The organism is Cellulomonas sp. P1_C4 (assembly GCF_056406355.1).
This window is the reverse complement of record NZ_JBFUAI010000006.1, coordinates 166,174-182,907: the sequence shown is the minus strand read 5'-3', so window position 1 is coordinate 182,907 and position 16,734 is coordinate 166,174. Positions and strand designations below refer to the sequence as shown.

The 16,734-nt window shown below is 71.9% G+C and carries 21 protein-coding genes; 8 read left to right on the top strand and 13 right to left on the bottom strand.

The features are described 5' to 3' along the window. Positions 1–100 precede the first annotated feature (100 nt). From AC1DYZ_RS06530 to AC1DYZ_RS06510, 5 genes are all read left to right on the top strand, one after another. A complete protein-coding gene (locus AC1DYZ_RS06530) occupies positions 101–499 on the top strand; it encodes a VOC family protein (protein WP_477064392.1) in 399 nt (132 codons plus the stop codon). Between the two features lie 16 nt (positions 500–515). After that, entirely contained in the window at positions 516–1,016 is a 501-nt protein-coding gene (locus tag AC1DYZ_RS06525; protein ID WP_477064391.1) for a metallophosphoesterase family protein, read from the top strand. A gap of 99 nt (positions 1,017–1,115) precedes the next feature. Next, positions 1,116–2,132, top strand: coding sequence for an iron-containing redox enzyme family protein (locus tag AC1DYZ_RS06520; protein WP_477064390.1), 1,017 nt, complete (start codon positions 1,116–1,118; stop codon positions 2,130–2,132). Next, positions 2,129–2,329, top strand: coding sequence for a CDGSH iron-sulfur domain-containing protein (locus AC1DYZ_RS06515; RefSeq protein WP_477064389.1), 201 nt, complete (start codon positions 2,129–2,131; stop codon positions 2,327–2,329). The genes AC1DYZ_RS06520 and AC1DYZ_RS06515 overlap by 4 nt, the downstream gene beginning before the upstream one ends. 31 nt (positions 2,330–2,360) lie before the next feature. Further along, positions 2,361–3,224 carry an SDR family oxidoreductase gene (locus AC1DYZ_RS06510; RefSeq protein WP_477064388.1) on the top strand — a complete coding sequence of 288 codons (864 nt, stop codon included), beginning with the start codon at positions 2,361–2,363 and terminating at the stop codon, positions 3,222–3,224. A gap of 4 nt (positions 3,225–3,228) precedes the next feature. Here AC1DYZ_RS06510 and AC1DYZ_RS06505 read toward each other — a convergent pair whose 3' ends face one another. From AC1DYZ_RS06505 to AC1DYZ_RS06480, 6 genes are read right to left on the bottom strand one after another with little or no spacing between them, the layout of a single operon-like run. Beyond that, entirely contained in the window at positions 3,229–3,957 is a 729-nt protein-coding gene (locus AC1DYZ_RS06505) for a DUF72 domain-containing protein (protein WP_477064387.1), read from the bottom strand. Then, positions 3,954–4,307: a PRC-barrel domain-containing protein gene (locus tag AC1DYZ_RS06500; RefSeq protein ID WP_477064386.1), complete on the bottom strand. Its 354-nt coding sequence runs from the start codon at positions 4,305–4,307 to the stop codon at positions 3,954–3,956. The genes AC1DYZ_RS06505 and AC1DYZ_RS06500 overlap by 4 nt, the downstream gene beginning before the upstream one ends. Continuing rightward, complete coding sequence (locus AC1DYZ_RS06495) at positions 4,294–4,686, bottom strand: hypothetical protein (protein WP_477064385.1); 393 nt, start codon at positions 4,684–4,686, stop codon at positions 4,294–4,296. The genes AC1DYZ_RS06500 and AC1DYZ_RS06495 overlap by 14 nt, the downstream gene beginning before the upstream one ends. Continuing rightward, on the bottom strand, positions 4,683–5,912 hold the full coding sequence (locus tag AC1DYZ_RS06490) for an NRAMP family divalent metal transporter (RefSeq protein ID WP_477064384.1): 1,230 nt from the start codon (positions 5,910–5,912) through the stop codon (positions 4,683–4,685). Before AC1DYZ_RS06490 ends, AC1DYZ_RS06495 begins: the two co-directional genes overlap by 4 nt. Next, entirely contained in the window at positions 5,909–6,367 is a 459-nt protein-coding gene (locus AC1DYZ_RS06485; protein WP_477064383.1) for a hypothetical protein, read from the bottom strand. Before AC1DYZ_RS06485 ends, AC1DYZ_RS06490 begins: the two co-directional genes overlap by 4 nt. Before the next feature lie 46 nt (positions 6,368–6,413). Beyond that, positions 6,414–7,202 (bottom strand): PIG-L deacetylase family protein, encoded by a 789-nt coding sequence (locus tag AC1DYZ_RS06480; protein WP_477064382.1) that lies wholly within the window; start codon positions 7,200–7,202, stop codon positions 6,414–6,416. Positions 7,203–7,294: 92 nt separating this feature from the next. Here AC1DYZ_RS06480 and AC1DYZ_RS06475 point away from each other — a divergent pair, with 92 nt between their 5' ends. Continuing rightward, a complete protein-coding gene (locus AC1DYZ_RS06475) occupies positions 7,295–8,056 on the top strand; it encodes a deoxyribonuclease IV (RefSeq protein ID WP_477064381.1) in 762 nt (253 codons plus the stop codon). Positions 8,057–8,059: 3 nt separating this feature from the next. Here AC1DYZ_RS06475 and AC1DYZ_RS06470 read toward each other — a convergent pair whose 3' ends face one another. The 3 genes from AC1DYZ_RS06470 to AC1DYZ_RS06460 all read right to left on the bottom strand — a co-directional run bounded on the left by AC1DYZ_RS06470 (position 8,060) and on the right by AC1DYZ_RS06460 (position 11,079). Continuing rightward, the gene (locus AC1DYZ_RS06470) at positions 8,060–9,130 is read right to left on the bottom strand and encodes a DNA polymerase IV (RefSeq protein ID WP_477064380.1); all 1,071 of its coding nucleotides are present in this window, start codon (positions 9,128–9,130) and stop codon (positions 8,060–8,062) included. Between the two features lie 45 nt (positions 9,131–9,175). Continuing rightward, positions 9,176–9,412 (bottom strand): LuxR C-terminal-related transcriptional regulator, encoded by a 237-nt coding sequence (locus AC1DYZ_RS06465; protein WP_477064379.1) that lies wholly within the window; start codon positions 9,410–9,412, stop codon positions 9,176–9,178. A 140-nt stretch (positions 9,413–9,552) separates the two neighbouring features. Next, entirely contained in the window at positions 9,553–11,079 is a 1,527-nt protein-coding gene (locus AC1DYZ_RS06460; protein ID WP_477064418.1) for an MFS transporter, read from the bottom strand. Positions 11,080–11,326: 247 nt separating this feature from the next. Between AC1DYZ_RS06460 and AC1DYZ_RS06455 the strand changes: the two genes are divergently transcribed. Beyond that, positions 11,327–13,597: a winged helix-turn-helix domain-containing protein gene (locus AC1DYZ_RS06455; protein ID WP_477064378.1), complete on the top strand. Its 2,271-nt coding sequence runs from the start codon at positions 11,327–11,329 to the stop codon at positions 13,595–13,597. A 3-nt stretch (positions 13,598–13,600) separates the two neighbouring features. On the opposite strand, the gene AC1DYZ_RS06450 is transcribed toward AC1DYZ_RS06455, so the two are convergent. The 3 genes from AC1DYZ_RS06450 to AC1DYZ_RS06440 form a co-directional block, all read right to left on the bottom strand. Then, complete coding sequence (locus AC1DYZ_RS06450; RefSeq protein WP_477064377.1) at positions 13,601–13,924, bottom strand: carboxymuconolactone decarboxylase family protein; 324 nt, start codon at positions 13,922–13,924, stop codon at positions 13,601–13,603. A 150-nt stretch (positions 13,925–14,074) separates the two neighbouring features. After that, the gene (locus AC1DYZ_RS06445) at positions 14,075–14,455 is read right to left on the bottom strand and encodes an SHOCT domain-containing protein (protein WP_477064376.1); all 381 of its coding nucleotides are present in this window, start codon (positions 14,453–14,455) and stop codon (positions 14,075–14,077) included. A gap of 71 nt (positions 14,456–14,526) precedes the next feature. Next, entirely contained in the window at positions 14,527–14,919 is a 393-nt protein-coding gene (locus tag AC1DYZ_RS06440) for a DUF7144 family membrane protein (protein ID WP_477064375.1), read from the bottom strand. 131 nt (positions 14,920–15,050) lie between these two features. Here AC1DYZ_RS06440 and AC1DYZ_RS06435 point away from each other — a divergent pair, with 131 nt between their 5' ends. Beyond that, entirely contained in the window at positions 15,051–15,611 is a 561-nt protein-coding gene (locus AC1DYZ_RS06435) for a potassium channel family protein (protein ID WP_477064374.1), read from the top strand. A 16-nt stretch (positions 15,612–15,627) separates the two neighbouring features. On the opposite strand, the gene hpaD is transcribed toward AC1DYZ_RS06435, so the two are convergent. Beyond that, positions 15,628–16,734: a 3,4-dihydroxyphenylacetate 2,3-dioxygenase gene (gene hpaD / locus AC1DYZ_RS06430; protein WP_477064373.1), complete on the bottom strand. Its 1,107-nt coding sequence runs from the start codon at positions 16,732–16,734 to the stop codon at positions 15,628–15,630.

Genomic DNA, 16,734 nt, shown 5'->3' with positions numbered 1-16,734 from the left:
GGTCCTACCACCGGGACGGAGCGCCTGCCAGAGTGGGTCGGGTCCACCGGGGCCGGAGCACGGCGCGCGACGGTCCTGTCCGACACCGAGAGGAGGACTCATGGCGACGTTCCCGACGATCCGGCAGGTCGTGCTCGACACGACCGACGTCCGCCGGCTGGCGGAGTTCTACCGCGAGCTGTTCGGGCTCGAGTACCGGCCCGGCGACGAGCCCGAGAACGGCGAGCAGGACTGGCTCGTGCTCCGGTCGACCAGCGGCGTCCCGCTGGCTTTCCAGCAGGTCGACGCCCTGCCGGAGGTCACGTGGCCGGAGGGTCCGATCCCGCAGCAGCTGCACCTCGACACCACGGTGCCCGACGTCGCCGAGCTCGACGTCCAGCACGAGCGGGCCCTCCGGCTGGGCGCGCGGCTCCTGTTCGACCGGTCCGACGACCTCGAGGAGCCGCTGCGGGTCTACGCCGACCCCGCGGGCCACCCGTTCTGCATCTTCGTCGGCTGACCGGGCGGGAGGAACCGTGCAGCTGGTCCTGCTCGCGGACACGCACCTCCCGCGCCGCGCCCGCGACCTGCCGGCTGTGGTGTGGGAGGCGGTCGACGCGGCCGACGTCGTGATCCACGCCGGCGACTGGGTCTCCGTCGACGCGCACACCGCCCTGGCCGCGCGCTCCCGGCGACTGGTCGCCTGCTACGGGAACAACGACGGTCCCGCGCTGCGGGAGCGGTTGCCGCTCGTCGCCCGGGTGGAGCTGGACGGCCTGCGGCTCGGCGTCGTGCACGAGACCGGGGCGGCAAGCGGCCGCGAGCGCCGCTGCGACGACGAGCACCCGGACCTCGACGTCCTCGTGTTCGGCCACAGCCACATCCCGTGGGACACGGTCACCCCGCGAGGGATGCGACTGCTCAACCCCGGCTCGCCGACGGACCGTCGACGACAGCCGTTCGCGACGTTCATGACGGCGTCCGTGGTCGGTGGGCGCCTGGTCGACGTGGAGCTGCTTCGTCTCAGTCGACCCTGACGCCCGGGAGCGGTCGCGGTCCAGGCCGCCCTGGCGCAGGCTGAAGGCAAGGCTTGCTGCTCCAGCATCGGGCGGCTGTACCCGGACGGAGCTCGACGCATGAAGCTGCCCGCACCGCGAGGACCCCTGGGTTCGTCGCTCACCGACCTGCTGGTCCATCCTCCGCACGCCGACGCCGTCGCGGACGCGTCGCTGGTGGATCGCTGGCGCACCGCCGCGGACGTCCCCGACCCGTTCGTCGACGACGACCTGCAGCTCACGCTGTGGACGCTGTACGCGCTCCACTATCGCGGGTTCGAGGGCGTGGACGACGCCTGGGAGTGGGACCCGGAGCTGCTGCGCCTGCGCCGGATCCTGGAGGAGGCGTTCGAGCGGGCGCTCCGCGACGCCGTCCCGGTCCCGCCCGAGACCGCCGCGGAACGCGAGGCCGTGGCGTCGGCACTGTTCGCGATGACCGCCCCGGGACCGGGCCCGAGCGTCGCCCGCTACGTGAGCAGGACCGCCGACGCCGCGCAGGTGGAGGAGCTCCTCATCCATCGGTCGCTGTACCAGCTGATGGAGGCCGACCCCCACACGTGGGCGATCCCGCGCCTGTCCGGAGCCCCGAAGGCGGCGCTGGTCGAGGTGCAGTCCGACGAGTACGGCGGCGGCCGGCCGGAACGGATGCACAGCGCGCTGTTCGCCCGCACGATGCGCGGCGCGGGCCTCGTCGACGATTACGGGTACTACGTCGACCGGATCCCCGCGGTCACGCTCGCCGCCCTCAACCTCATGTCGCTGTTCGGCCTGCACCGGCGCTGGCGCGGCGCGATCGCCGGGCATCTCGCCGCGTTCGAGATGACGTCGTCGCTGCCCAGCCGCCTGTACGGCGACGGCTTCCGGCGCCTCGGCCACGACGCCGGCACCACCGAGTACTTCGACGAGCACGTCGAGGCCGACGCCGTCCACGAGCAGATCGCCGGCCGCGACCTGGCCGGGGGACTCGCCGAGCAGGAGCCGGAGCTCGTCGCGGACGTCCTGTTCGGCGCCGCGGCCTGCCTGCACCTGGACGACCTCGTCGGTCGGCACCTGCTCGGTGCCTGGTCGGCGGGCACCTCGTCCCTCCGAGCGGCATGAGCGCGCCGCAGCCCGCCACGATCGAGGCGTGCCCCAACGGTCCGCTTCTCGTGCGCGGGGACGTCGAGCTCGTCGACGGCGCCGGCGTACCCATCGAGCGACGTCGACGCACCGTGGCGCTCTGCCGCTGCGGCGCGTCCGCGATCGCCCCGTTCTGCGACGGCAGCCACAAGGCCATCGGCTTCGTCGCCCCCTGACACCCGCACCCGACGACGGCTAGGAGCAGCCATGCCCGACGACGACACGACCTTCCCCGCCCAGCAGCAGCAGCCCCCGGGCCTGACCGGGGACATGACGCCCCAGCCCGACCACGGCGAGAGCAGCTACGAGGGCAGCGGCAAGCTCACCGGCAAGCGAGCGTTGATCACCGGCGGAGACTCGGGCATCGGCCGCGCGGTCGCCATCGCGTTCGCCCGCGAGGGGGCCGACGTCGCGATCGGCTACCTGCCCGAGGAGCAGGTCGACGCCCAGGAGACGGCCCGGTGGGTCGAGGAGGCGGGCCGACGCTGCGTGCTGCTCCCCGCGGACCTGCGCGACGAGGGGGTCGCGCGCGCGTTCGTGCGCGACGCCGTCGAACAGCTGGGAGGGCTGGACGTCCTGGTGAACAACGCCGGCTTCCAGATGGCCAGGCGGGAGTCGATCGCCGACATCACGACCGACGACCTCGACCGGACCTTCACCACCAACCTGTACGCGCTGTTCTGGGTGACCCAGACCGCCCTGGAGCACCTGTCCGACGGGGGAGCGATCATCAACAACTCCTCGATCCAGGCCTACCAGCCGTCGGAGTCGCTGCTCGACTACGCCTCGACCAAGGCGGCGATCAACAACTTCACCGTCAACCTCGCCGCGGAGGTCGGGTCGCGCGGGATCCGGGTCAACGCGGTCGCGCCGGGACCCATCTGGACGCCCCTGCAGCCCGCGACGCAGCCGCCGGAGAAGATCGAGAAGTTCGGGTCCGACGCGCCCCTGGGCCGTGCCGGTCAGCCCGCCGAGGTCGCCCCCGCGTTCGTCTTCCTCGCCTCGGCGACGACCGCGTCCTACGTCTCGGGCACGGTGCTGGGCGTGACGGGGGGCAAGCCGGTCTTCTGATGCCTCAGGCGCCGAGGATCCAGCGCAGCGTCCGGGCGTTGTGCACGGCGTTCCCGCCGCCGTCGTTGTTGAAGTAGACGAGCACGTCGTGCCCGTCGTGCGACCACTCGCGGATGCGGTCGGCCCACCAGCGCAGGTCGTCCTCGGAGTACGAGCCGCCGTAGAGGTGGTCGTGGTCGGGGCCGTGCATCCGCACGTAGACGTACGGCGCGGTGGCGCGCAGCACGCACGGCAGGTGCGCGCCGCTCATCACGCACGACGCGGCGCCGTGACGCTCGAGCAGCGCGAAGACGTCGTCGGCCTGCCACGACGGGTGGCGCAGCTCGACGGCCACGCGCACCCAGTCGGGCAGCGAGCCGAGGAACCAGTCCAGCCGGGCGTCGTCCCGCTCCTGGTCGGGGCGCAGCTGGACGAGCACGACCTCGCGCCGCTCGCCCAGCTCGTGCCAGGAGCGGGCGATGCGCTCCGACCAGGCCTCGGGCGCGTACAGGCGCTTGGCGTGGGTCAGGCCGCGCGACGCCTTCACCGACATGCCGAACCCGGGCGGCAGGCGGCGCCGCCAGCCGGCGAACGTCGACTCGCGCGGCCACCGGTAGAAGCTGGCGTTGAGCTCGACGGTGTCGAACTCCTGCGCGTAGCGGCCGAGCCGGTCCCACGGCGGCAGGCCCGGGGGGTAGAGGACGCCGTCCCAGTGGTCGTACGACCACCCGGACGTCCCGATCCGGATGCTCACGGACGCTGGGCCGGCGTGCCGGGCAGGTCGGCGGCGAAGCGCCGGAATCCCGCACGCAGAGCGACGGCGTCCCCGGTCACCGACTCCACGTCCGTCCAGTGCACCAGGAACGTGCCGCGGTGCCGCCACGCGAACCAGCGCGCCAGCAGCGCCGGAGCGTTGACGCCGTTGCGCTCGTAGCCGAGGAACGACGTGCCCGTGCGCGGGCTGACCAGCAGCCCATGCAGACGCGGCGCGGCCAGGAGGCCGTCGAGCGGTCCGTCCAGCGCGAACCGCACGTCGACGACGAACCCGAGCCGGGCTCCGCCGGGGTCGACGACGGGGGAGTCGAGCAGGTCACCCAGGATCATGGCTGCCTCCGGGGATGCGCGTGATGATGTGGTCGCGGACCCAGCGCTCGGTCCACGTGACGTCGAGCTCGGACCCCCGCACCCCGAGCTTCACCGTGGTGCCGACGTCCGCGACGTGGGCCCAGCGGATCCGGTGCCAGCGCGACGAGGGCGGCCGCCCGCCGAAGACCCGGGTGGCCAGCACGGCGCCGCTGAGCAACGAGGTCACGACCGCCGGCTGGGCGCCGTCGGGTCGGTCGCTGCCGTCGACGCCGTGCACCTCGAGGTCGTCGACCGTGCACACGGGAACCCCGTCGACGTCCAGGATCTGCCGGTCCAGCAGGTGCAGGCGGGCGTCGAGCACGAGGCCCGGCGGGCGCTCGTCCGGTGGGAGGCTCATGAGCCCGCTCCCGTCACGATCATCAGGGGGATCGCGGCGACGGACGCCACCACGATGATCACGAGGTAGACCAGCGCGAACGCGTTGGTGACGCGGCCGTTGACGTACGTGCCCATGTACTCGGGGTCGTTGGCGACGACGAGGATCGGCAGGTACGTCAGCGGCAGCGCGATGGCGGAGAAGACGACCGAGAACTCGGTGATCTTGATCGGGTCGACGCTGGTCATGAGGACACCGACGGCGACGAGCAGGCAGATGATCATGGTCAGGTGGAACCGGGCGGCCTGCGACGGCCGGCGGAACTTGCCCCACGACCAGCCCAGGAACTGCGCCAGCGTGTAGCCGCTCGACAGGGACGTCTCGAGCGCGGCCCCGAACGTGGCGGCGACGATGCCGACGATGACGACGGCGAGCGCGAGCTTGCCGCCCGCGAGCGCGACCGGCAGCACGATCTGCGAGAGCGACGAGACCTCGATGCCCTTCGGCAGGAACACGATCGCGGCGCACGCGGCGATGGCGACGGACAGCACGCCGCCGAGCGGGAAACCGACCAGCACGTTCATCCGGGACTGCACGAGGTCCTTGACCTTCCACTTCTCCTCGACGGCGCCGGAGGAGAAGAAGAACACCTCGTACGGCGTCATCGCGGCCCCGAACAGCGCGATGGCGTAGTACCAGTACACGGCCTGCCCCTCCTGGGCCGGCGCAGTGGGGTGGAGCGCCTGCTGGGCGAGGTCTCCCCAGTCGGGCCCGAGCAGGAACACCGCGACCGCGAACACGATGAGCGTCAACCCGACCAGGCCGGTGACGTTCTCCATGATCGAGAACCGCGTCCGCCAGATGACCAGCCACACGGCCAGCCCGGCCACCGGGATCCAGAGCCGCGGCTCGACGCTGCTGGCCAGCTGCAGCGCGAGCGCGATGCCGCCGACCTCGGCGGTGAGCGTCAGCAGGTTGATGAGGAACGACGCCGAGAGGTTCGCGCCGGCCGCCCGGGGCCCCAGCCGCTCGCGGATGATCTCGAACGTCGCGCGCCCGCTCACCGCCGCGACGCGTCCCGACATCTGGGCGAACAGGCAGATGCCCACGACGCCGACGATCACCACCCACGCGAGCGACAGCCCGAACCGTGAGCCGACGACCGCGTTGGTCACCAGGTCCCCGATGTCGAGGAAGCCGCCGATCGCGGTGAGGATGCCGAGCGCGAGCCCGAGGACCTTCTTCACGAGGCACCTGCCTCGTCGAGCGTGGTGGTCAGCTCGTCCAGCTGGTCGGCGCTCGCGTCGAGCCCCGCGCGCACCACGTCGCCCGACCCGGCCGCGTCGTTCGCCCAGCCGCGTGCAGCCACGACGGCCGCCTGCGCGTCGCGGACCGCGGCGAGCGCGTCCTGCTGCCACCCCGCGCCCTCCGCGTCGCCGGGCACGAGCGTCGAGACGGCGTCGGCGGCCTCCTCGAGCACGTGGATCTGGTCGACGAGAGCGGTGTCCGTCACCGGGGCGGTCAGGCGGTCGTCGCCGAGCAGCTGGACGGCGATGGTGGCGGTCTCGACCGCCGACGTCGCCTGTGCGACCGGATCGGACAGGGCGCGCGCGTCGTCGGCCGGGCTCGCCGACGAGCCGACCGCGCAGCCGGAGGCCACGACGATCGCGAGGAGGGCGGGGATGCCGCGCGCGACCTGCATGGATGCATCGTCGTTCCGCAGCGGGCGGACCGCACGGCGAGAAGCCTCAGCCGAGACCCTCGAACACGTCGGTCAGGCAGGCGTCCTCGGGCCCGCGAGGTGGCCAGGCGATGACGTGCGTCTCGCTCGTGGTGCCCCAGAGGAACGAGCCGTCGTCCAGCCCTGCAGGCATCAGCACGTGCGCCTGGCTGCGGTGCTCCCGCAGGCCGGCGAGCACCTGCTCGGCGACGCCGGCGGTCGGCACGTCGACGCCGATCAGCGCGTCCGGCGTCCCGCGCAGGTGGTACAGCCGGTCCGGCACCCACGGTTCGAACCCGTGCGACGCGCGCCACGCCTGGTGCCTGTCGAACCACGACTGCCGGATCCCGCCGTGCAGGAGGCGGCGCAGCCCGGGGCCGCCGTCGGCGCGCACCCGGTCGAAGGCTGCGTCCGTGGCCGCGCCGATGGCGATGTGATCGGGATGACCGGTGATCCCGTCCGGCCCGAACGTGAGGACGACGTCGGGCCGCTCCTCGTCCAGGAAGGCGGCGACGCGGTCCACCAGCTCGGGGTGCGGCACCGCGGCGACCTCGCCGTCCGGCAGGTCGAGCCAGTCGTGCCGGTCCGGCACCCGTCCCACGGCCCGCCATGCCCGCTCGTCCTCGACGCGGCGCAGCGCGCCCAGCCCCTCGGGTCCGACCTCGACGCCCGGTGCGACCTCACCGGCCCCGCCGTCGGTCGCGTGCAGGACCACGAGCCGGAACTCCGGGTCGGCGACGTGCAGGGCGGCGGACCCGAACGCCCCGTACCCCTCGTCGTCGGGATGGGCAAAGCACAGACCGAGTGTCCGGGTCATGCTGGGCACCGTACTGCGGCGGGCTGGTGCAGTCACGGCGGTTGTGGGCGTCTCGGTCTAGCCTGGCGCTGGTCCAGCGGAAGGAGATCGACGTGGTCCTGATCGGCGCCCACGTGCGCGGCGACGACCCGGTGGCTGCTGCCGCCGAGCTCGACGCGCAGTCCGTGCAGCTGTTCCTGGCCGACCCGCAGGGGTGGAAGAAGCCGGTGCCGCGCGCCGACGCCGACGCGCTGGTCGCGTCCGGCCTGGGCATCTACGCGCACGCGCCCTACCTGGTCAACGTCGCGTCCACCAACAACCGGATCCGCATCCCGAGCCGCAACATGATCGCCCAGCACACGGCGGCGGCGGCAACCCTGGGCGCCCGCGGGCTCATCGTGCACGGCGGGCACGTCGGCGACGGCGACGACATCGCCGTCGGCGTCGACAACTGGCGCAAGACCTTCGAGCGGGCCACGTTCCCCGTGCGGGTGCTGGTCGAGAACACCGCGGGCGGCGAGAACGCGTGCGCCCGGACGCTCGACCGGATCGCGCTGCTGTGGGACGCGATCGGTGAGTACGACGTGGGCCTGTGCCTCGACACCTGCCACGCGTGGGCGGCGGGGGAGGACCTCGAGACCCTGGTCGAGCGCGTCCGCGCGATCACGGGCCGGGTGGACCTGGTCCACGCGAACAGCTCGCGCGACCCGCACGGCTCGGCGCGCGACCGGCACGCCGGCTTCGCCACGGGCACGATCCCGCCGGAGCTCATCGCCCACGTGGTCCGGGAGGCGGGCTGCGACGCGATCGTCGAGACGCCCGCGGAGACCCAGGCCGACGACATCGCCTTCCTGCGGGCGGCGCTGGCCGGCTGAACGTCAGATCCGGCCTCGGACCGGGGTCCGGTCGACGGGGTCGTCGGGCATCGCCATCTCCGCGCGCACGCCGAGCAGCCGCACCTCGCGGTCCTCGAGCTTCTCCGCGAGCGCCATCGTCGCCTCGACGATGGTCTCGGCGTCGCGCGTGGGCTCGACCAGCTTGCGGCTCATGCCCTTGGTGACGAACGGCGCGTAGCGCACCTTGAGCGCGACGCGGATCACCGGGCGCCCGTCCTGCGCGGTGTCCTCGACCACGTCGCGCGCCAGCCGGCGGACCGCCTCGCGCACCTGCTCGGGCGTCGTGAGGTTCTGCTGGAACGTCGTCTCGCGGCTGTGCCCGCGGGGCACCCACGGGCTGTCGTCGACGGTGACCGGCCCGAGTCCCTGCCCGAGCTCGTGGTACCAGAGCCCCATCCGCGGCCCGAACTCCGCGACCAGGGCGTCGGCAGGCGCGGCCGCGAGCTCGTGCACGGTGGTGATGCCGAGCGCGGTGAGTCGCTTGGACACCTTCGATCCCACGCCCCACAGCTCGCGGGTCGGCCGGTGTCCCATCACCTCGAACCAGTTCGCGGCGGTGATCCGGAAGACGCCCGCGGGCTTGCCGAAGTCCGTGGCGATCTTCGCGCGCACCTTGTTGTCCCCGATGCCCACCGAGCAGTGCAGCTGCGTCTCGCGCAGGACCGCCTCCTGCGCCCGCCGGGCCAGGGCCTCCGGGTCGTCGGTGCGGACTCCGAGAAACGCCTCGTCCCACCCGAGCACCTCGACGACGACGTCGAGCGATCGCAGCGTCGTCATCACACGCTCCGACGCCGCCTCGTACTCCGGCGCGTCCACCGGCAGGAACACCCCGTCGGGCAGCTTGCGCGCGGCGATCCGCAGCGGCATCCCGGAGTGCACCCCGAACGCGCGTGCCTCGTAGGACGCGGTCGACACGACTCCTCGCTCGGTCGGGTCGCCGCGACCGCCGACCACGACCGGCTTGCCTACCAGCTCCGGGCGGCGCAGCACCTCGACCGCCGCGACGAACTGGTCGAGGTCGACGTGCAGCACCCAGGCCGTGTCTGCGCCCATACCCCGAGTCTGCCCGGTCGAGGCGCCGGTCTCACGGGAAGCGGGTCAGATGCCGTGGGCCTGCGCCCAGGCCACCGCTTCGGCGCGCGTGGACACGCCCATCTTGCGGTAGGCGCTGCGAAGCTGGGACTTCACCGTGTTGCGGGTGACCCACAGCCGGCGGGCGATGTCCTCCAGGGTGATGTCCTCACCGAGCTCCGCCAGGACGACGCGCTCGCGATGCGTGAGCGCGCCCACGCCTGTGGCGGGCGTCGGGGTGTCGTGCTGCGTGGTACTGGTCACGGTCTCCTCCAGCGGGGCGGCTCGATCGGCGGGCTTCGCGTATGCCTACCCCACGGTTCTTATCGGCAGGATCGTGCCCGATATTGAGGATTTGTCGACCGTCCGGCGTGTCGGGCCCCTGACGTGCAGGTCTGTTCCGGTCAGCCCCAGACCGCGGCCTCGACGGGCGCCGTCGGTGGTGCCTGAGGGAGGCGCGTCATGCGGAACGAGATCGTCAGCCCGGTGAGCGCGGCCAGCAGCGGGATGAGCATGGCGATCTGGAGCGCCAGCGGGCGCGCCTCGGTGTTGATCCGGATGATCTCGTCCTGCGTTGCCGGCGGCTCGTCGACCAGGAGCTCGTCGAGGGCGGTGTTGCTCATCACCTCGGCGTCGTGCTCGAGGACGTCGGCGACCTCCGTCTGCTCCGACGCGGACAGCACGGTGCTCTCCGCCGCCATCGACGTGAAGATGGTCGACAGCGCGGCCAGCAGGATCGCGCCGGCGAACGCCAGGCCGAACGAGAGCCCGAAGGAGCCGGCCGCCGAGTTGACGCCGGCGGCCTCGCTCACGCGCTCCTCGGAGATCGGGGCCAGGGTGTAGTTGTTCAGCTGGGAGACCAGCAGACCGAGACCGGACCCGGCGATGATCAGGGGGATCACCAGCCACCACCCGGAGTCCGCCCGCGGCACGATGGGCAGCACGAGGGCGATGCCGGCGGCGAGCAGGGCGAAGCCCCACCGGATGATGCCGCTGGGGTTGCGCGTGCCGGCCTTCTTGCCGGCGAGGACGGCGACCGCGAACATGCTCAGGGACAGCGGAGCCAGCGACAGCCCCGCCTGCATCGCGTTGTACTCCAGCACGATCTGCAGGTAGATCGGCAGGGCGATCATGGTGCCGCCGAGGGCGATCTGCTGCAGGGTCTGCTGCGTGATGCCGAAGCGGAAGACCTTCGAGCTGAACAGGTCCGGGTCGATCAGCGTCGGCTTGGCCTGGCGCTTGCGCCGCGCGAGCCAGTAGACGAGCGAGCCGAGGGCGACGACGCCGACCGCCAGGATCGCGAGGACCGACTCGCCACCCTCCTGCCACACGAGGATGCCGAGCACGACCCCACCCATGCCCAGCACGGACAGGACGGCTCCGACCGAGTCGATCTTGCGCGGCCCCGTGTACGGGACGTCCTTGACCAGGCCGATGCCGGACAGCACGACCGCGATCACGACGACCTCGAGCAGGAACGCCAGGCGCCAGGACAGGTAGGTCGTGATGAAGCCACCGATCAGGGGGCCGACGCCGGCGGCGATCGCCGCTGCCGCCCCGACCAGCGCATAGGCCTTGCGCTGCGCGGCTCCCGCGAAGTTGCCGTGGATCAGAGACTGCATGGCCGGCAGGAGCAAGGACGCGCCGAGGCCGCCGATGATCGCCCAGAAGACGATGATCGCGGTCAGGCTCTGCGCCAACGCCATCGCGGACGCACCGACCGCATAGGCGAGCAGGCCCACGATGTACGCCTTCTTGCGGCCGTAGAGGTCGCCGATCTTGCTGCCGATCAGGATGAAGGCCGCGGAGACGAGCGCCTCGAGCGCGATCGCCGACTGGACGCCGCTGACCGTCGTGCCCAGGTCGTTGACCACGGCGGAGATCGACACGTTCATCAACGAGGTGTCCACCACCAGGACGAACATCGCCATGGCCAGCAGGATCGCCAGTCGGGGGCTGCCTGACGTCTCCTCGACGGTCGCGTTCTCCTGCGGCTCTGACACGGGGGCCCCTCTCAGGTGCATTGCTCGTCGACCACGTCGTGGTCGACATGTACCGACACCTTGGCTGCCGGGTGCCCCGCTGTCCAGCATGGGCCCGCGCGTCGGAGTTCGGGCCTTTCGTCCGTCCCCGCGATCCGTCCCGTGCGCGGACCAGCAGTGCCCGTACTCTGCGAACGTGAGTGAGGAGCCAGGCAGGGCCAGCGCGAGTGCCGAGCTGGATGCCGTCTTCCTCGACGCGAAGCTGCGTGCGCCGCGACCGCGCCCCGGATCGGTGAGCCGCGCCGAGCTGGTCGACCGGGCTCGCCGGAGCGGTCGCCGCGCGGTGGCGATCACGGCGCCGGCCGGCTACGGGAAGACCTCCCTGCTCTCCGAGTGGGTCGCTGCCGAGGAGCGGCGGGTCGCCTGGGTGTCCCTGGACCGGCTCGACGACGATCCGGTGGGGCTCCTGACCCTGCTGGCGTCCGCGTTCGCCCGAGCGACGGGACGGGACCAGGAGCTGGCGGCCGACATGGTCGGTCCCGGCGACTCGGTGCTCGGCCGCGGGGCGCCGCGCCTGGCGGCGGCGCTCAGGTCGAGCGAGGAGCCGTTCCTGCTGGTGCTCGACGACCTGCACGAGCTCCGGTCGCCGATCTGCCACGACGTGCTCGGCATCCTCATCGCCGGCGTGCCGCCCGGCTCGCAGATCGCCGTGGCCAGCCGCGCCGCGCCGCCGTTCGTCCCGCTGCTGCGGACCGAGGCAGACGTGGTCGAGATCCTCGCGGAGGATCTCGCGCTCGACGCGGCGGGGGCCGAGCAGATCTTCGCCGCGGCGGACGTCGACGTCTCGCCCGAGGAGGCCGACCTCGTCGCGCAGCGGACCGAGGGGTGGCCCGTCGGCATCTACCTCGCGTCGTTGATAGCCCGGGACGGCGGCCGGCAGGCCGCCGCCGCGGTCACCGGGGACGATCGGTTCGTCGCCGACTACCTGCAGCGTGAGGCGCTGCTGCACCTGCCCGAGGAGACCCTGCAGTTCCTGCGCCGGACCTCGGTGCTGGACCAGATGAGTGCCTCGCTGTGCGACGCGGTGGTCGGTGCCCCGGGCGGCTCGGGCGAGGCCGGGGCGCAGGAGACGCTGCGCGCTCTCGAGGCCTCGAGCGTGTTCCTGGTCCCGCTCGACCGCCACCGGGGCTGGTACCGGTACCACGCCCTGTTCCGTGAGTTCCTGCAGGGCGAGCTCGCCCGGGTCGAGCCCGACGTCGTGATGAAGCTGCACCTGCGCGCGGCGGACTGGTACGAGGCCCATGGGGCGCCCGCGCGCGCCCTCGAGCACCTGCTCAGCACGACCGAGCGGGAGCGGTCCGTCCACCTGGTCACCGCGCTGAGCATGCCGGCGTACCAGGCCGGCCAGATGTCGACGACCGAGCGCTGGTTGGCCACCCTGGGAGACGAAGCGATCGCGGGCTACCCGCCGCTCGCGGTGCTCGCCACCCAGGCCGCCGTGCTCACGGGACGAGGCGGTGAGGCGGAGCGGTGGTCGGCGGTCCTCGACGAGGCCACGTTCGACCTGCTGCCGGAGGACGGCACCGCCTCGTTCGACTCGGGGCGGGCCATGGTCCGGGCGCTGATGTGCGCCGGCGGGCCCGAGCAGATGCGGACGGACAGCGCGTTCGCGGCGGCGGCCGAGCCCGAGTGGAGCGTCTGGCGGTCGCAGGCCCTGATGTTGCAGGGCGAGGCGAGCCTCCTGGGGGGTGATCGCACGCAGGCGGTCCGGCTGTTCGCCGAGGCGTCCGCGGCCGCCACGCGGGACGGCAACGTCGTGCGGGTCGTCCTCATCGAGTCCGAGCTCGCGCTGCTCGACATGGACGGCGGGCGGTGGGACGACGCGGCCGACCGCGTGAACCGCGTCCTCGCGCTGGTCGCCGCGTACCGGATCGACGACTACGTGGTGGCCGTCCTGGGCTTCGCCGCGGCGGCGCGCCTGCAGGTGCACCGCGGAGACGTCGAGGAGGCAGGTCGACAGCTCACGAGGGCGATGCGCGCCCGACCGATCTGCACCTACGCGATCCCGTTCCTGGCCGTGCGGGCCCGGGTGCACATGGCCCTGGCCTGTGTGGCGACGGGGGACCGCGTGGCCGCGCGCCACCTGCTGCGCGAGATCGACGACGTCCTGATGCGTCGGCCGGACCTGGGGGACCTGCTCCGCGAGGTGGCCGGTCTGCGCACGGTCCTCGCTCCCAGCGTCGGCGCGGGCGCGGGCGCGCCGGGCACGTCCCCGCTGACCCCGGCCGAGCTGCGGATCCTGCCCTACCTGCAGACGCACCTGACGATCGCGGAGATCGGCGACCGGCTCCACGTCTCCCGGAACACGGCGAGCTCCCAGATCGGCTCGATCTACCGCAAGCTCGGCGTCAGCTCGCGGAGCACGGCGGTCGAGCGGGCCGTGGCGATGCGGCTGCTCGGGCAGTAGGGGTCACGACCCCGCCGTGAGCTCCGGGTCGAACGGGTCGTAGCCCAGCCCGAGCGCGACCTTAGGTGCGGCGGCCACGACGCTCGGCAGACCGACGATCGGGATCGCCGCCGCCAGGACGTCGACGATCTCCGCGGTCGTCGCGCCGGCGCTCACGGCGTTGTCCACCTCGGCGCCGTAGGTGGGGACGGCACCACCGATGGCGATCAGGGCCGCGAGGCGGACGAGGGCGACCACCTTCGCGTCGAGCACCTCGGGTTCGAAGCCGTGCTCGCCCGCGCTCGTGTCGTTGAGCGCGAGGTGGAGCAGTCGATCGGTGTAGTCCAAGGCTGTTGCCCCGCCTGTGTCGTGTCGGATCCCTGGCATCGGTCCAGGGGGTGCGCCGTGGCCGCGATCTCGATCTCCGAGAGCCGCAGCTCTAGGACTCACCAGTCCTGCCCAGGTCTCGACGATTCGCCGGGAAGGGCTAGACCCGGGTCAGGCGAGCGCCTTGGCCTTCAGCGCCGCGAACTCCGCGTCGTCGATGGCACCCGAGTCGTGCAGGGCCTTGGCGGCGGCGATGTCCGCGGCCGGCGACGACGTCGAGGCCGTCTGCCGGATGTACGCGTCGGTCTGTGCCTTGGCCTGGCCGAGCGCCTCGGCGTGCCGACGGCTCATGCCTTCGCCGCGGGCGATGATGTAGATCAGCGCCGACAGGAACGGCACGAACACCAGCGCGATGATCCACCCGGCCTTCGCCCAGCCGCCCAGCGCCTTGTCGCGGAACAGGTCGCTGAGGATCTGGAAGAAGATGACCAGGTAGGCGAAGAACAAGAACCACCAGATCAAGAGCCAGAGCCACTGTCCGAACGTGTTCATGGGACCTTCTTTCGATCTCGACCCCTCGGGGTCATGGATGACGCGGGACGTGCGGGGAGCTCAGTGAAGCGTCAGGCGGCGACGTCGCGCCCGTGAGCGGTGAGTGCCCAGATGACGAAGACGTCCAGGGCGATGATGATCAGGCTCCAGACCGGGTAGTACGGCAGCCACGCGAAGTTCAGCACCACGCTCGCCACGGCCACGATGACGCCGATGGTGCGTGCCCACACGGCGCCCCGGAACACGAAGAAGCCGGCGAACGCGACGAGGATGCCGACCAGGAGGTGGATCCATCCCCACGTGGTGACGTCGAACTCGAACACCCACTCCTTGCCGACCACGTAGAACGTGTCGTTGAACAGCGCCACCAGACCCTGGATCGCGTGCAGCACGCCGATCATGATCAGCATCACGCCGGCGAAGACGCTCAGCCCCACTGCCAGATCGCTGCGGTTCTCGCTCATGCTTCAGATCCCCTCGACGAATTCATGAGATGACGTTCTTCCGTCGACGCTAGGTGGGGACCAATCGGCAGACATCACGCAGACCACATGAAATGGTGCTCGGCAAGCGATCGCGCGAAAGCATCCGGAGGATGGGTATGGGTCAGGAGCAGGTCCAGACGGCGCGGCAGCGACGCCGACTCCTTCTCCGCGTCGTGCTGCGGGTGCTGGCGTCCGCCGCGCTCGTGATCGCCGTGTACTACGTCCTCCCGATGGACCTTCTGGCGCATCTTCCGCTCTGGCTGCCGTTGGCGGTCGGGCTGGTCCTGCTCGCGGCGTGGGGCGCCTGGGAGATCCGGTCCATCACGAACTCCAGGACGCCGACCATCCGCGCCATCGAGTCGCTCTCCGAGTTCGTGCCGGTGTTCCTGGTGCTCTTCGCCGCCGGCTACTACCTCATGGCTCAGGCAGACCCGGCCAACTTCAACGTCGAGGGCCTGACTCGGACGGACAGCCTGTACTTCACGCTCACGATCTTCAGCACCGTCGGGTTCGGCGACATCACCGCCGCGAGCCAGGTTGCGCGGATCACGGTCATGGTGCAGATGGTGCTCAACCTGGTCCTGATCGGGGCGGGGGTCCGGTTGCTCACGGCAGCCGTCCACACCGGCGTCGCGCGTCGCCAGGCCGAGAGCGCACCCGACGACGCCTGAGCCGACCGCCGCACGCTCAGAGCTGGTGCCCGAGCTTGTACTCGCCCTGCTTCCAGCTGGGAAGCTCGTCGGGAGCGTCTCCCCGGCGGGTGTACGAGAACCCGTCCGCCCCGATCGTCACCTCCATCTCGCTGGAGTCGGTGCGCGCGACGACCGGCATCGGGGTGCCGTCGAGGTCGAGGACGAGCGACGCCTCCGTGTACCAGGAGGGGACGACCGGGTTGCCCCACCAGTCGCGACGCTGGTTGTCGTGCACGTCCCACGTGACCACGGGGTTGTCCGGGTCGCCGGTGTAGTAGTCCTGCGTATAGATCTCGATGCGGTGCCCGTCGGGGTCGCGCAGGTAGAGGTAGAACGCGTTGGACACGCCGTGGCGACCGGGACCCCGCTCGATCCGGTCCGACATCCGCAGCGCGCCGAGCTTGTCGCAGATGGCCAGGATGTTGTGCTTCTCGTGCGTGGCGAACGCGACGTGGTGCAGGCGCGGGCCGTTCCCACCCGTCATCGCCGTGTCGTGGACGGTCGGCTTGCGGCGCATCCACGCGGCGTAGGTGGTGCCCGCCTCGTCCTGGATGTCCTCGGTCACCCGGAACCCGAGGTCCTCCAGGTACCTCACGGCCCGCGGCACGTCGGGGGTCACCTGGTTGAAGTGGTCGATGCGCACGAGGGTGCCTGGCGTGTACAGGTCGTAGCGCCACGCGAGCCGCTCGACGTGCTGGACGTCGTGGAAGAACTCGTAGGGGAACCCGAGCGGGTCCTGGACGCGGACCGAGTCGCCGAGGCCCCGGGCGAAGCCGCCCGCCCGCCGCTCGACCCGGCACCCGAGCTCGGCGTAGAACGCGACCGCCCTGTCGAGGTCCTCCGGGGCGCGGACCCGGTAGGACAACGCCGCGACCGCCGCGATGGGGCCCCTACGCAGGACGAGGTTGTGGTGGATGAACTCCTCGTGGCTGCGCAGGTAGACGGACTCGTCGTCCTCCTCGGTGACCACCAGGCCGAGGACGTCGACGTAGAAGTTCCGCGACGCGGCGAGGTCGGTGACGACGAGCTCCATCGACGCGGCGCGCAGGATGTCCGGCGGCGGGGACGTCGGCGTCGGGATGGGGTCGGTGGTCGTGCTCAC

Excerpts from the sequence above, each read along its gene's own strand:
- AC1DYZ_RS06530 (WP_477064392.1), top strand. The coding sequence starts at position 101 with ATGGCGACGTTCCCGACGATCCGGCAGGTCGTGCTCGACACGACCGAC.
- AC1DYZ_RS06520 (WP_477064390.1), top strand. The coding sequence starts at position 1,116 with ATGAAGCTGCCCGCACCGCGAGGACCCCTGGGTTCGTCGCTCACCGAC.
- AC1DYZ_RS06515 (WP_477064389.1), top strand. The coding sequence starts at position 2,129 with ATGAGCGCGCCGCAGCCCGCCACGATCGAGGCGTGCCCCAACGGTCCG.
- AC1DYZ_RS06510 (WP_477064388.1), top strand. The coding sequence starts at position 2,361 with ATGCCCGACGACGACACGACCTTCCCCGCCCAGCAGCAGCAGCCCCCG.
- AC1DYZ_RS06500 (WP_477064386.1), bottom strand. The coding sequence starts at position 4,307 with ATGATCCTGGGTGACCTGCTCGACTCCCCCGTCGTCGACCCCGGCGGA.
- AC1DYZ_RS06495 (WP_477064385.1), bottom strand. The coding sequence starts at position 4,686 with ATGAGCCTCCCACCGGACGAGCGCCCGCCGGGCCTCGTGCTCGACGCC.
- AC1DYZ_RS06485 (WP_477064383.1), bottom strand. The coding sequence starts at position 6,367 with ATGCAGGTCGCGCGCGGCATCCCCGCCCTCCTCGCGATCGTCGTGGCC.
- AC1DYZ_RS06480 (WP_477064382.1), bottom strand. The coding sequence starts at position 7,202 with ATGACCCGGACACTCGGTCTGTGCTTTGCCCATCCCGACGACGAGGGG.
- AC1DYZ_RS06470 (WP_477064380.1), bottom strand. The coding sequence starts at position 9,130 with ATGGGCGCAGACACGGCCTGGGTGCTGCACGTCGACCTCGACCAGTTC.
- AC1DYZ_RS06460 (WP_477064418.1), bottom strand. The coding sequence starts at position 11,079 with ATGGCGATGTTCGTCCTGGTGGTGGACACCTCGTTGATGAACGTGTCG.
- AC1DYZ_RS06445 (WP_477064376.1), bottom strand. The coding sequence starts at position 14,455 with ATGAACACGTTCGGACAGTGGCTCTGGCTCTTGATCTGGTGGTTCTTG.
- AC1DYZ_RS06440 (WP_477064375.1), bottom strand. The coding sequence starts at position 14,919 with ATGAGCGAGAACCGCAGCGATCTGGCAGTGGGGCTGAGCGTCTTCGCC.
- AC1DYZ_RS06435 (WP_477064374.1), top strand. The coding sequence starts at position 15,051 with ATGGGTATGGGTCAGGAGCAGGTCCAGACGGCGCGGCAGCGACGCCGA.